This is a genomic window from Alkalihalobacillus alcalophilus ATCC 27647 = CGMCC 1.3604 (assembly GCF_000292245.2).
Taxonomy (GTDB): domain Bacteria; phylum Bacillota; class Bacilli; order Bacillales; family Bacillaceae_D; genus Alkalihalobacillus; species Alkalihalobacillus alcalophilus.
This window is the reverse complement of the sequence record NZ_ALPT02000055.1, coordinates 1-14,373: the sequence shown is the minus strand read 5'-3', so window position 1 is coordinate 14,373 and position 14,373 is coordinate 1. Positions and strand designations below refer to the sequence as shown.

The 14,373-nt window shown below is 38.1% G+C and carries 10 protein-coding genes; all 10 read left to right on the top strand.

The genetic code is table 11. The features are described 5' to 3' along the window. Positions 1-22: 22 nt before the first annotated feature. The 10 genes from nirB (BALCAV_RS14375) to BALCAV_RS14330 all read left to right on the top strand — a co-directional run bounded on the left by nirB (BALCAV_RS14375) (position 23) and on the right by BALCAV_RS14330 (position 14,324). A complete protein-coding gene (gene nirB / locus BALCAV_RS14375) occupies positions 23-2,461 on the top strand; it encodes a nitrite reductase large subunit NirB (RefSeq protein WP_003321395.1) in 2,439 nt (812 codons plus the stop codon). A 13-nt stretch (positions 2,462-2,474) separates the two neighbouring features. Continuing rightward, positions 2,475-2,825 carry a nitrite reductase small subunit NirD gene (nirD, locus tag BALCAV_RS14370; RefSeq protein WP_003321396.1) on the top strand — a complete coding sequence of 117 codons (351 nt, stop codon included), beginning with the start codon at positions 2,475-2,477 and terminating at the stop codon, positions 2,823-2,825. Positions 2,826-2,841: 16 nt separating this feature from the next. Then, positions 2,842-5,124: a nitrite reductase large subunit NirB gene (gene nirB, locus BALCAV_RS14365; RefSeq protein ID WP_003321397.1), complete on the top strand. Its 2,283-nt coding sequence runs from the start codon at positions 2,842-2,844 to the stop codon at positions 5,122-5,124. A 34-nt stretch (positions 5,125-5,158) separates the two neighbouring features. Next, positions 5,159-7,291: an assimilatory nitrate reductase catalytic subunit NasC gene (nasC, locus tag BALCAV_RS14360; RefSeq protein WP_003321399.1), complete on the top strand. Its 2,133-nt coding sequence runs from the start codon at positions 5,159-5,161 to the stop codon at positions 7,289-7,291. Between the two features lie 20 nt (positions 7,292-7,311). Then, positions 7,312-8,511 (top strand): MFS transporter, encoded by a 1,200-nt coding sequence (locus BALCAV_RS14355; RefSeq protein WP_003321400.1) that lies wholly within the window; start codon positions 7,312-7,314, stop codon positions 8,509-8,511. Positions 8,512-8,724: 213 nt separating this feature from the next. After that, positions 8,725-9,363, top strand: a complete 639-nt coding sequence (locus BALCAV_RS14350; protein ID WP_003321401.1) for a TetR/AcrR family transcriptional regulator — start codon at positions 8,725-8,727, stop codon at positions 9,361-9,363. Between the two features lie 553 nt (positions 9,364-9,916). Then, positions 9,917-10,687 carry an electron transfer flavoprotein subunit beta/FixA family protein gene (locus tag BALCAV_RS14345; RefSeq protein ID WP_003321402.1) on the top strand — a complete coding sequence of 257 codons (771 nt, stop codon included), beginning with the start codon at positions 9,917-9,919 and terminating at the stop codon, positions 10,685-10,687. Between the two features lie 184 nt (positions 10,688-10,871). Next, positions 10,872-11,858, top strand: coding sequence for an electron transfer flavoprotein subunit alpha/FixB family protein (locus BALCAV_RS14340; protein ID WP_040324054.1), 987 nt, complete (start codon positions 10,872-10,874; stop codon positions 11,856-11,858). A gap of 45 nt (positions 11,859-11,903) precedes the next feature. Beyond that, complete coding sequence (locus tag BALCAV_RS14335; RefSeq protein ID WP_003322749.1) at positions 11,904-13,982, top strand: (Fe-S)-binding protein; 2,079 nt, start codon at positions 11,904-11,906, stop codon at positions 13,980-13,982. Positions 13,983-14,024: 42 nt separating this feature from the next. Next, complete coding sequence (locus BALCAV_RS14330; RefSeq protein ID WP_040324053.1) at positions 14,025-14,324, top strand: hypothetical protein; 300 nt, start codon at positions 14,025-14,027, stop codon at positions 14,322-14,324. Positions 14,325-14,373: the final 49 nt, after the last annotated feature.

Genomic DNA, 14,373 nt, shown 5'->3' with positions numbered 1-14,373 from the left:
AAACAAAAGGAGAGGATTGAATTTGAAAGAAAAACTCGTGTTAATTGGAAATGGGATGGCCGGAATTCGAACCATAGAAGAGATTATCAAGCTAGAGCCTAATCGGTTTGAGATTACTGTGTTTGGAGAGGAACCTCAGCCGAATTATAATCGGATCCTTTTATCTTCTGTGTTACAAGGAGATGCGGGTGTAAATGATATCATTCTAAATGATTACAAGTGGTATGAAGAGAACCAGATTCAGTTATATACGGGAGATCCTGTTGTATCTGTTGATTCAAAAAGTCAAATCGTTAAAAGTGCAAATGGAATTCATCAGTCCTATGATCATCTCATTTTTGCGACTGGTTCTAATGCTTTTATGCTTCCTCTTCCTGGTGCAGATAAAGAAGGAGTCATCGCTTTTCGAAATATTAAAGATTGTGAAACGATGATAGAAACAGCTAAAAAGTATAAGAGAGCCGTGGTCATTGGAGGAGGATTACTTGGGTTAGAGGCTGCGAGAGGATTATTAAATTTAAAAATGGAAGTTGAGGTGATTCATCTTCAAGACTTTTTAATGGAACGTCAGCTTGATCGAACAGCTGCTAAAATGCTTCAAGAAGAGTTAGAAAATCAAGGAATGAGATTTCATTTAAATAAACAAACGGAAAAGTTATTAGGAGGAAAAAGAGTTGAAGGTTTATTGTTTAAAGATGGTACAAAGTTAGAGACTGACCTTGTTGTAATGGCAGTCGGTATCAAACCGAATATTCAATTAGCACAAAAAACGGGCTTAGAGATAGGTCGTGCGATTCAAGTTAACGATAAGCTGGAAACGAGTCAACCTAATGTGTATGCGGTTGGTGAATGTGCAGAGCATAGGGGAGTCGTTTATGGACTTGTTGCTCCATTATATGAACAAGGAAAAGTACTGGCTGCACATATATGTGAACAATCAAAAGAACAAACTTCTCAAACACCAGGATATAAAGGTTCAGTCGTTTATACACAGCTTAAAGTAGCTGGTGTTGATGTATTTTCTGCAGGTAATTTTATAGATACAGAGAACACAAAATCGATTCGAGTTCATGATGAGTTTGATCGGATTTACAAAAAGGTGGTCATCCAAGACAATCGTATACTCGGTTGTGTACTGTTTGGGGATACCTCCGATTCACCAAGAATTTTGTCCATGCTTCGTTCAAAAGAAGACATTTCTAAGCTTAATAAAGTCGCGATTCTACCATCAGAACAGATGGGTGCCGAAAAGGAATCAGCTGTTGCTAGTATGTTAGATTCAGAAACTATTTGCGGCTGTAATGGTGTTAGTAAAGGAGATATTGTCTCAGCGATAAATGAATTAGGCTTAAAAACGGTACGTGAGGTCACACAATGTACAAATGCCGCTCGCTCATGTGGAGGGTGTAAACCGCAAGTGCAGGAATTAATTGAGCTAACGACAGGTGAAGAAGCAAATGTAGCGAAGGAACCAATGTGTACATGTACACATTATTCTCATGAAGAAGTAGTGGCTAACATTCGTGAGCTTGGATTGACCTTTATTCATGAAGTCATGAATGTCCTAAATTGGAAAAGCAAGGATGGCTGTTCCAAGTGTCGTCCTGCCCTTAATTATTATCTTGGGTTGATTGATCCACTGAATTATGAAGATGATAGTCATTCTCGATTTGTTAATGAACGGCTACATGCAAACATTCAAAACGATGGAACGTTTTCCGTTGTTCCGAGAATGTACGGTGGTGTGACAGATTCAGCTCAACTCCGTAAAATTGCTGATGTTGCGGATCGATTTAATGTACCGCTTTTGAAAGTAACGGGCGGCCAACGAATTGACCTGCTAGGAATTAATAAGGAGGATTTGCCAAAGGTTTGGAAAGAGCTTGATATGCGTTCTGGTTATGCATACGGAAAAACATTAAGAACCGTAAAAACATGTGTAGGTGAAAATTTTTGCCGATTTGGAACACAGGACTCTATTGGCCTCGGAATATTAATAGAGAAAAAGTATGAAGGGTTAAATACCCCTCATAAGGTGAAAATGGCGGTATCAGCCTGTCCTAGAAATTGTGCAGAGTCAGGTATAAAAGATGTAGGGATTGTTGGAGTGGAAGGAGCTTGGGAGATTTATGTTGCAGGTAATGGCGGGGTAGATTTACGAAAGGGAGATTTGCTTTGCAAAGTACAAACGTCTGAAGAAGTTATTAATACGATTAGTGCGTTCTTACAATATTACCGTGAACAGGCAAAATACCTTGAACGAACATCTCATTGGGTCGAACGAGTTGGATTAGATTCAATAAAGAAAGTGGTTCTGGAGGATCATGAAGAAAGAGTCGCACTGATAGAGAGGATGGATATTGCTTTATCAACTTATCAAGATCCTTGGGAAGAACTTGTTAATAGTGAAGAAAAGAAAGAAAAGTTATTTAAGACAAATCTAGTTAATTTGAATAGTTAAGGAGGACATTTGGATGAAACAATTAGAAGCAAAAAGACGTGTACTAGTGGCCAATAAATTGGAACTTTCTCGAAATTTAGGTAAGAATGTTGTTTTAGATGGACTTCAGCTAGCTCTTTTCTTACAAGAAGATGGTTCAATCCATGCGATTGAAAACAGATGTCCACATAAAGGAGGTCCTCTTTCAGATGGTATTGTCAGTGGCAAACATGTCTTTTGTCCTCTTCATGATTGGAAAATTAATACGAAAACAGGCGAAGCTGAAGGGGGAGACAACGGATGTGTAAAAGTTTTTGAGGTCGAATTAAATGGTCATGATGTCTATGTATGGCTAGATGATGAAAGGAAGTCTTTGTTCTTTTGATAGGCGGAGGTGTAGTTTGAATAGACAAAAAGAGAAACTAGTTGTCATTGGAAATGGAATGGCAGGTTCGAGAATCCTTTCGGAAATTGTTCAGAAGGCTCCTGATAAGTTTGAAATGACCGTTATCGGCAGTGAACCTGTTTCTAGCTATAATCGAGTGCTTCTTTCTTCTGTTTTACAAGGGGAAAAGGAGCTAGAGGATATTAAGATTCATCCAAATGAATGGTACGAGAAAAACAATATTAATCTTCGAGTGGGAGAAACTGTTGTCCAGTTGAATCCAGATTCGAAAGTTTTGATAACGGATAAAGGCTATTGTACCGAATATGATCATTTGGTATTTGCTACTGGCTCAAGACCCTTCAAGCTTCCTATTCCAGGAAGTCAACTTTCCAATGTGAGGACATTTCGAACGGTGGAAGATTGTGATCATCTGACGGCACTTGCTAAACATACCAAAAAAGCAATTGTGATTGGAGGTGGCCTTCTTGGACTGGAAGCAGCGAAAGGGTTAGTCCATTTGGGGTTAGAAGTAGTGGTTGTGCATTTGGGTGAGCGTATTATGGAACGTCAGCTTGATGAAACGGCATCGTCTTTATTGATGGAAGAATTAAAGAATCAAGGAATCCAATTTTGGTTACAAAAAGAAACGAAAGAAATATTAGGTGAAAGTACGGTTGAGGGAGTTCGTTTTTCCGATGGGACAATGACCAAAGCTGATCTTGTGATCATGTGTGCGGGCATTCGTCCGAATATGGAACTCGCAAAAGCTAATGGTATTAAAACGAATCGAGCGATCGTCGTCAATGATTCCCTCCAAACGAGCAACCCTAATATTTATGCGATTGGCGAATGTGCGGAACATCGAGGCATCGTATATGGACTGGTTCAACCATTAAATGAACAAGCAAATGTATTGGCTCATATTCTTTGTGGTGTTCAAGGTCATCTTTATCGGGGGACAACGGTCTCTTCAAAATTAAAAATATCTGGAGTTCATGTATTCTCTGCTGGGTTAATCGAACCGAAAGAAACGATGCTTTCTTTGACACTCATTAACGAAATCAAAAAAAACTATAAACGGTTCATTTTTGATGATGATCGATTAGTAGGTGTTATTTTATACGGAGAAGTTCAGAATAGTTCACTGCTTTTGGAATATATAGTCGAAAAACAAAATTTATCGGACGAGCGGAAAGAACAATTATTAACAATGGTAGGGTCAGTTGAAGATGTTGTTAAAAATTTGAAAAAAACGGATTTAGTTTGTCAATGTAATGCTGTTTCTAAAGGAATAATTCAAGAAGCAATCTCTAAACATGGTGCAAAAACGTTAGAGCAAGTTAAGGTGAGAACAAAAGCATCTAGTTCTTGTGGAGGGTGTTCATCAACGATAAAGGCGATGCTCCAAACGATGGAAATCGGCGGTGACTCTTTCGAAAGTGAAAAGGAGACACTATGTGTGTGTATCGATTTGTCTGAAGAGGAAGTGGTTGAGCGTATCATTAAATTAGGTTTAGAGACAATTGAAGAGGTTCGTTCAACACTAGGTTGGATGAAGTCAACAGGCTGTAAAGTTTGTCAAAAAGTCCTGACTTATTATGTGACGATGATTCACACTTCAGCGTTTGAATATTCGAAGGAAGAATTAAATGTAATTGAGCAAAAAAACGGTAAGTTTGCATTAACCCCTGAATTTTACGGGGGAGTAATAACAGCTGAACAGATTAATAGTGTTGCTACAATAATGAAAAAGTATCGAGTGCCATACTTAAGAGTTCGTAGTGACCAACGAATCGAACTTGATTCGATTGAAAAAGAACAATTGAGAAACCTTTATAGTGATTTAAATTTACCATTAAGGAAAAATAATGATTTTCAAGTTCAACCAGTCCTCATGTTGAATCATTTCCGAGAAAATAAAGAACAACTGCTTCAATTAGCGGTTGAACTAGATCAAAGATTATTAGGAGTTAATGTTCCACATACCGTGCAAATAGGCATTTTTTATTTAGGTGAAAGGGTTAATGCTACGAAGTGTGATCTTCGAATTGACTATTATCCTCATGGGTTAGAATTATCCGTCATAGGACAAAGTGATGAGGAAAACCAGTTGTTTTACAAAACACTCAAAGAAGAAATGCTCCTTGAGATGATTTTAGGGTTGATTCATTATTACAGAATGACAGCCAAGTACTTAGAACCGCTTTATTCTTGGCTTCAAAGGATGGGGATAATTTCTGTTCGGGAGTTTATATTTGATGAAACAAATCGTTCTGAGCTTTTAACACAGCTTTGAAAAAGCACTGAATTGTACAAAAGGAGGGGAGCTTTTGACAAGTAAAATGCTAGCTTATTTTCGTGAAAAGGAGCAGGGAAATGAAACGGAGCATGTCTATGATAGTCAGTGCCCATTTTGTAGTGTTCAATGTAAAATGCAGTTGATCGAATCTAGAAGTGGAAATCGTAGACGGTATAAAACGATTGGTAAGGCAAATCCAACTTCAAATGGCCGTTTATGTATAAAAGGGATGCATGCACATCAACACGCCTTACATAAAGAGCGTTTGACCCAGCCCATGATTAAATCAGATGGACAATTTGTGCCGATTTCTTGGGCAGAGGCTTTAGATTATATTAAGGAGAATATTACCGAGCTCCAGCAAAAATATGGATATGATGCAATGTCTGTTTATGGGAGTGCCTCCATTACAAATGAAGAGGCTTATCTAATGGGGAAATTTGCACGTGTTGCCTTAAAAACGAAATACATCGATTATAATGGACGACTTTGTATGTCTGCGGCAGCATCTGCTGCAACCTTAACTTTAGGGATCGATCGTGGAATGACTAATGGCTTACAGGAAATCCCTGAAGCAGAATGTTTAATATTAGCGGGAACCAATATCGGAGAATGTCAGCCAACATTGATGCCTTATTTTGAACAAGCAAAGAAAAATGGAGCATTTATCATAGCCGTAGATCCAAGAGAAACCTCAACAACCAAGCTTGCCAACTTACATTTGCAGTTGAAACCGGGTACCGATGCTGCACTATATAATGGAATTTTACACGTTATTTTTCAGGAAGATTTAATTGATTCTGAGTTTCTAACTACATCAGCAAATGGGTATGAGGAAGTGAAACAGTGGGTTCTTTCTCTTGAATTAACAGAAATTTCTGCTATTACAGGAGTTTCTGAAAGGGATATTCGCCGAGCTGCGACTGAGTTTGCTACACCTAAGACGGGAATGATTTTTAGTGCGAGGGGGGTTGAACAACAAACGGATGGCTCCATATCTGTACGAAATTTATTAAATATTTTACTTGCTACAGGTAAATTCGGAAAGCATGCATGTGGGTATGGGGCGATAACTGGTCAGAGTAATGGTCAAGGGGCAAGAGAACATGGGCAAAAGGCTGATCAGCTGCCAGGTTATCGTTCCATTGAAAATTTAGAGGATCGTAAATATATAGCGAATGTTTGGGGGATTTCCGAAGAAGAGTTGCCAAGAAAAGGAGTTTCTGCTTTCGAAATGATAGAAAAAATTGATGCTGGTGAGATTAAAGGGATGTTTTTACTTTGTTCAAACCCTGTCGTTTCAAATCCGAATGCTCATTTTGTGAAAGCAGCATTAGCGAAGCTCTCTTTTCTTGTAGCGGTTGACTTATTTTTATCTGAAACAGCCAAATTAGCCGATTTGATTTTACCTTCTACTTCCTATCTAGAGGATGAGGGCACAATGACAAATTTTGAAGGTAGAGTAACTGTAAGAAAAGCAATGATGAAACCTCTTGGTGAAGCAAAACATGATTGGCAAATTCTTTGTCTAATTGCCGAAACACTTGGAGCCGGTCATCTCTTTTCATTTAACAGTGCAGAGGAGATCTTTAATGAACTAAGGGTGGCAAGTCGTGGGGGGAAGGCTGACTATTATGGAATGAGTTATTCTAGGCTTCATGAGAATGAAGGTTTGCTTTGGCCTTGTCCAAATGAGGGGCATTCAGGAACGAATCGTTTATTTGAAGAAGGTTTTGCTCATACCGATCGAAAAGCCAAAATGGTTGTAGTACCGAATAAACCCGAGGTAGCCAAAGAAAAAACTTGTCCTAAATACCCTCTCTATTTAACGACAGGGAGGGTGATGTCTCATTATTTGACAGGGGTTCAGACCCGTAAGAGCTCTTCATTAGAAGCGAGAAACTTTGAATCTTATGTGGAAATTCATCCTGAGACGGCTATGCGATATAACGTAAAAGATCAAAAGCTTGTCAAAATAGAATCAAAGAGAGGTTCGATTATTGTTCGAAGTAAAATAACAAAAGCAATTCGAAAAGATACTCTATTTGTTCCATTTCATTGGGATGAGGGGCAGAATGTCAATCGACTGGTGGCAGCTGACCTTGATCCAACTTGTCGTATGCCAAGCTTTAAAGTAAGTGCTGTTAAGTTAACACTAGTATAAAGAAAAAGGGAGTGGGATAAGTGAAACTATCAGACCTTAAAAAAAGCGGTCATGCGCCATCATTATTGTCTGCTTTCTTGTATTTTGATATTAGCTTTATGATATGGGTGCTTCTTGGTGCTTTAGGTGCGTATATTACAGTTGATTTTGGTTTATCTGCATCACAACTAGGATTAATTGTTGCAATACCCATTTTAGCTGGTTCGGTCTTTCGTATAATTGTTGGTATTTTGACCGATCGATATGGACCTAAAAAAACAGCAATAGGTGGGATGGTCATCACGATGGTTCCACTTTTATGGGGATGGTTATTCGGTAACACCATTAGTGAATTAGTAGCTATTGGGATTCTGCTTGGTGTAGCAGGGGCCAGTTTTTCCGCCTCTTTACCACTAGCTAGTCGTTGGTATCCACCACATATGCAAGGTATTGCAATGGGGATTGCAGGAGCAGGGAATAGTGGGACATTGCTAGCAACCCTTTTTGGACCACGACTAGCGGAAGTATTCGGTTGGAGTGGAGTGATGGGATTAGCTCTTATCCCGTTACTACTTGTTATGGTTTCGTTTGTATTCATGGCAAAAGAACCACCTAATCAACCAAAACCAAAGCCAATTAAAGACTATTTCCTTGTCTTTAAAGAAGTAGATACTTGGTATTTCTGTTTGTTATATAGTGTGACTTTTGGTGGATTCGTGGGACTTTCTAGCTTTCTAAGTTATTTTTTTGTCAGTCAGTATTCTCTTTCGGGTGTTCGGGCAGGTGAATTTGTGACGATTGTTGTTGCAGCGGGAAGCTTCTTACGACCAGTCGGAGGGTTAATTGCTGATAAAATTGGGGGAGCGACATTGTTACGGATGTTATTTGTTGGGGTTGCTATCAGCATGTTAGCTGTTAGTTTATTGCCACCGCTTCTATTTGTGACCATTGCTCTTTTTTTAGGGATGGGTTTTCTTGGAATGGGAAACGGGGCGGTTTTTCAACTTGTTCCACAAAGATTTGAAAAAGAGATTGGGATGGTGACAGGAATTGTAGGGGCTGCTGGTGGAATTGGTGGTTTCTTTTTACCGAATCTTTTAGGAATTATGAGAGATTGGACAGGGAGCTATTCAAGTGGGTTTCTGATTTTATCAGTGGTTGCTCTTTTGGCATTAGGTCTGCTTTTATGGGCACAATTTAGTTGGAAGAAAGAGTGGAAAACAGCTAAAAAACTAGCATAAATATTTGATAACTTTCAACAAGGCTCTAAGAATTTATAGATTCTTAGAGCTTCTTAATGTATGATGAAATTTAAAGTGCAGATGGCATCTTTAAGAAGCTAATTAAAAAGTTTTATAGAGAAATTTAGTTCTGTCTAAATAATTCTTTTTATTTGATAATTGCATCAATAGACAAATTTCATATAAAATAAGGAATAGATGGGAGGGAAACAAATGACAGTGAAATCAGCAAGAGACCGAATTATTGATACCGCTTTACAGCTTTTTGAAAAATACGGATATCATGGGGTAGGAATTAATAAGATCATTGAGGAAAGTGGAACATCTAAAGGTGGCTTCTATCATAACTTCAAATCTAAGGATGAGTTGCTTTTTATTATCCATGACACATTTATATCTTATGCGTTAAATCAGGTCGGCAAAGCGGTCGAAAATAATGAAACACCGACAGAAAAACTATCACAAATTTTAAAATCATCAGCAGAAAATTTCACAAAATATAAGCCGCACCAAACGGTTTTTTACCAAGATCATACGTATTTGCCTGAAGAATATTTTGAAGCGATAAGCAAAAAGCGTGATAAAGTAAGAGACCTTATTAATAATGTAATTCAAGAGGGGATCGATAAAGGCGAATTTTTACCAAATTTACCGGTACCGATTATTGGAATGACGATTTTTGGAATGGTGAACTGGACGTATAAATGGTATAACCCAGAAGGACCCTTTTCAAATGAAGAAATTGTCGTAATTTATGCTGATTTTACGTTAAACTCACTTTTGACAGAAGAGGCTAAGCAAAAGTACCAGTTTTCCCCTTATTTTGAACAGGTTCAAGCACCACAAAAATAAAGCCAACATTTGATTTGGAAATAGGTTGTTAATCATTATGTTTCTCCCTCCTTCCCATAAGTAAAAGGTGGGGAGATGCGTAGGTGCACATTGAAGCAGCTACCTAAAAAGTAAAGCTGAAAGAATAAAACGACTATCTTTAATTTTCTAATAATTCTTATAAAAAATATTGACTAATGGGGAGTGATAAATTAGTATTAAAGAAAGTACTAATGATAAAAGATGTGAACTCCAAGACATAATTGTTAAGGAAATTTTTTATGGCTTCCTTAGACAGACTGGTCTGTTGAAAAATAAGGAAATTTGTCGAATTTAATCACTTATAGGAGGGATGTCTGTAAAATTATAAGATAATGTTATCTTACCATAGGGTATCTATTTATTATATGAATTTAAGTAAACGCTTTCTTGTTAGGGGATTGAAAATTTAACAGACTATTCATTTAGCTAAGCCCGTTAGAGTCCTGAGAAAAAGAACGTTCTTTAACTGCTCTTGCCATAGGAAGTAGAGCCAAGGCAAACGGACTTCGCTTTATAATTGAGGAGGATAATGATGAATATCTTTGTAATTATGAAACGTACCTTCGATACAGAAGAAAAAATTGTCATTCAAAACGGAAAAGTTGATGAGGAAAGTGCGGAGTTTATTATTAATCCATATGATGAATATGCGATAGAGGAAGCTATCGTGCTTCGAGATGAACATGGTGGAGAGGTGACGGTTGTTACAGTTGGGGAAGAAGAATCGGAAAAGCAGCTTCGTACCGCTTTAGCTATGGGAGCAGATAAAGCCGTTCTTTTAAACAGTGAAGATGTAGAGGAATATGATCCATTTACGACGGCTTTTATCCTATCAACCTATTTAAAAGAACAAGAATACGATATTATTCTTGGTGGTAATGTTGCGGTTGATGGTGGTTCTGGCCAAGTGGGACCACGTGTGGCGGAAAGTTTAGGAATTCCACAAGTGACAACGATTACAGAATTATCAATTTCAGCTGGAATAGCTACGGTTGTTCGCGATGTTGAGGGAGATAAGGAAACTGTGGAAGTAGCTTTACCGATTTTAGTGACGGCACAACAAGGACTTAATGAGCCAAGATATCCATCTCTTCCAGGAATTATGAAGGCTAAGAAAAAACCTCTTGAAGTATTGGATTTAGATGATATTGATTTAGATGAAGATGATGTCCTTGCAAAAACAGAGACGATTGAAATTTTCTTACCACCAGAAAAACAAGCAGGAAAGCGTTTAGAAGGTGGGCCAGCTGAACAAGTAAACGAGTTAGTATTACTATTAACATCAGAGGCGAAAGTTATTTAACTTTGATTTTCTCGCTTCTGAGCGAACAGGATTCGCTTTTTATTTAATCTAGCTGCGTCCGTTAGAAGTTCGAGAAAAATCGGTTCGTCTTATGAAGACAAAAAGCGTCTTCAGAAGCCGCCCTGCATTTTTTCTCACTTCTGAGCAAACGGACTTCGCTTTTTATTCAAAGGAGGAGTTTTCATTGACGAAAAAAGTATTGGTTGTTACGGAGATAAAGGATCAGGAATTACGTCAAGTTTCATTTGAAGCTTTAGCGGTTGGACATGAATTATCCGCTGGTGGAGAAGTAGTAGCTGTGTTACTTGGAGAAAACGTAGACAATTTAACTACTCAGCTTTTCCATTATGGGGCCGATCGGGTGGTCACTGTAAATGATGAGAAATTAAAAGATTATACGACAGATGCTTATCAACAAGCTTTGTTACAAGTTATAGATAAAGAGAGTCCAGAAGGGATCATTTTAGGGCATACATCAATTGGTAAAGATGTGAGTCCAAGGCTTGCGATGAAGTTAGAAGCGGGACTTATTTCAGATGTAACAGCGATTGAAAGTGAAGAAGGAGAAGTCATTTTTACCCGCCCACTGTACTCTGGAAAAGCATTTGAAAAGAAGAAAATTAAGGAAGGAATCGTCATGGCAACGATTCGTCCAAACAATATAGCACCTCTAGAAGTAGATGAGTCAAAGACAGGGGACGTCACACCTGTGTCTGTTGATATAAAAGATATTCGTACGATTATTAAAGAGATCGTCCGTAAAACGAGTGAGGGTGTTGATTTATCCGAAGCGAAAATTGTAGTAGCAGGCGGACGTGGAGTAAAAGGAACAGAAGGATTTAAACCATTGCAAGAACTTGCTCGTGTTTTAAATGGTGCAGTTGGGGCGTCACGAGGAGCGTGTGATGCTGAATATTGTGATTATTCCTTACAAATCGGGCAAACAGGAAAAGTAGTAACACCTGATTTATATATCGCATGCGGAATTTCTGGAGCGATTCAGCATGTAGCAGGGATGTCGAACTCAAAAGTTATTGTTGCCATTAATAAAGATCCAGAAGCTCCTATTTTTGATATAGCAGATTATGGGATTGTTGGTGACCTATTTGAAATCGTTCCGTTGCTAACAGAAGAGCTGAAAAAAGTTTTGAAAATTTCAGAAACCATTTAATGAAAAAGGGTATGAACTGATTATATATAAGAGGAAGTGGTAGGAATGTCAACTTTTTTAATCATCAACACCATTGCTTTTTTACTCATAACTGGATATGCCGTTTACTTGTTTGGCTCACTCGTGAAAACCCGCTATGACTTTATCAAACTAGGAAAAAAAGCAGAGTTTGACCACTCAATGAAAGAACGATTATATGAGGTTTGGGTGAATGTATTCGGTCAAAAAAAGGTGATGAAGGATAAAAAGAGTGGAATCATTCACGCCATGCTCTTTTACGGTTTTTTATTCGTACAAATTGGTGCGATAGACTTTATTTATAAGGGGCTCGTTCCAGGGGCGCATTTACCTCTGGGTCCCCTTTATCCCTATTTTGCTCTTTTCCAAGAGTTTGTTGTCGTAATGATTTTAATTGCGGTTATATGGGCTTTTTATCGCCGATATGTCGAAAAATTGCCGCGATTAAAGCGGGGATGGAAAGCAGGTCTCGTTCTCCTTTTTATCGGAGGATTAATGACTTCCAAGCTTTTAGGAAAAGGTATGGAAATGATTTGGTTGGAAAAGTCATTTACCGGTTTTGAGCCTGTCGCTTCAAGTCTTGCGGTTTTATTTAGTTGGCTCCCACTAGGAGTAGTGGTTGTTTGTTTCTACGTGTTTTGGTGGGCCCATTTGTTATTTTTACTAACGTTTTTAGTTTATGTGCCACAATCAAAGCATGCCCACTTAATTGCTGGACCGATTAATGTTTTTCTCGGACGTACTCATAAGGTTGGTCGACTTGCCTCCATCAATTTTGAAGATGAGGACCAAGAGATTTTTGGGAAAAATAAAATTGAAGATTTTAACCAAAAACAATTATTGGATTTGTACGCCTGTGTAGAATGTGGAAGATGTACGAGTGTTTGTCCAGCTTCAGGAACGGGAAAAATTCTTTCACCGATGCATTTGATTACTCACATGAGGGATCATTTAACGGAAAAAGGTGCTGCAATTACGAGTAAATCACCTTGGATGCCAACGTATTTATTTAATAACTCAAAAGCAAATCAGTTGGCAATGGCTGGTGAAGGTGCAGATGAGGTCGCCGCAAGTTATGGGGTTAATTTAATCGGAGATGTCATTACGGAAGAAGAAATTTGGGCCTGTACAACCTGTCGTAACTGTGAGGACCAATGTCCAGTAATGAATGAGCATGTCGACAAAATCATTGATATGAGAAGATACCTTGTTTTAACAGAGGGAAAGGTCGACCCAGATGCTCAAAGAGCGATGACAAATATTGAACGCCAAGGAAATCCGTGGGGGATTAACCGTAAAGACCGTGAAAAGTGGGTGGATGATCGAGATGATTTGTATATCCCAACAGTGAAACAACTGAAGAAAAAAGACGAAGAATTTGAATATTTATTCTTTGTTGGTTCAATGGGATCCTATGATAATCGTAGCAAAAAAATCGCTCAATCTTTTGTAAAGGTAATGAATGAAGCAGGGGTAAAATTTGCGATTCTTGGCAACAAGGAGAAAAATTCAGGAGATACACCAAGACGTATCGGAAATGAATTTTTGTATCAAGAGCTGGCGGTCGCTAATATTGAAACCTTCCAAAAAAATGAGGTTAAAAAGATTGTGACTATTGATCCTCATGCTTATAATACTTTCAAAAATGAATATCCTGATTTTGGCTTAGAGGATGTAGAGGTGTATCACCATACGGAGCTTATTGATAAATTGATCAAAGAAGGAAAGATTGTTCCGAAATATGAAGTCAATGAAACGATCGTGTATCATGATTCCTGTTACCTCGGTCGATATAATGAAGTATATGAACCACCAAGGGAAATTCTAAAAGCAATTCCAGGTGTTAAAGTCGTTGAGATGAAGCGTAATCGTGAAAATGGAATGTGCTGTGGAGCAGGCGGTGGCTTAATGTGGATGGAAGAGACAGTCGGTAAACGAGTGAATGTTGAACGGACTGAGCAAGCATTAGCGGTTAACCCAAGTGTGATTAGCAGTGGCTGTCCATATTGTTTAACGATGCTAAGTGATGGTGTTAAAGCAGTTGAAGAAGAAAATGTGCTAACACTCGATATCGTGGAAATCGTTGAACGCTCTTTAGTAGGATAATAGAAAAAACTCTAACTATGTTAACATAGTTGGAGTTTTTTTGTGGTAATAGGTAATGGAAATTTTGAAAAGGAAGGATTAGAGTGCGTATCAGGTGTAATAGGTAATGAAAATCTAGCAAAGCCAAGATTAAGGTTCGTAATCGTTATAATAGGTAATGAAAATCTAGCAAAGCCAAGGTTAGGGTGCGTAACCTTCATAATAGGTAATGAAAATCCAACAAAGCCAAGGTTAGGGTGCATAACCTTCATAATAGGTAATGAAAATCTAACAAAGCCAAGGTTAGGGTGCATAACCTTCATAATAAGTAATGAAAATCACACTAAACCAAGATTAGAGTGACTATCCATTATTAGTCATTAAAAAAAATAGTTATTTTCTATATAGAACC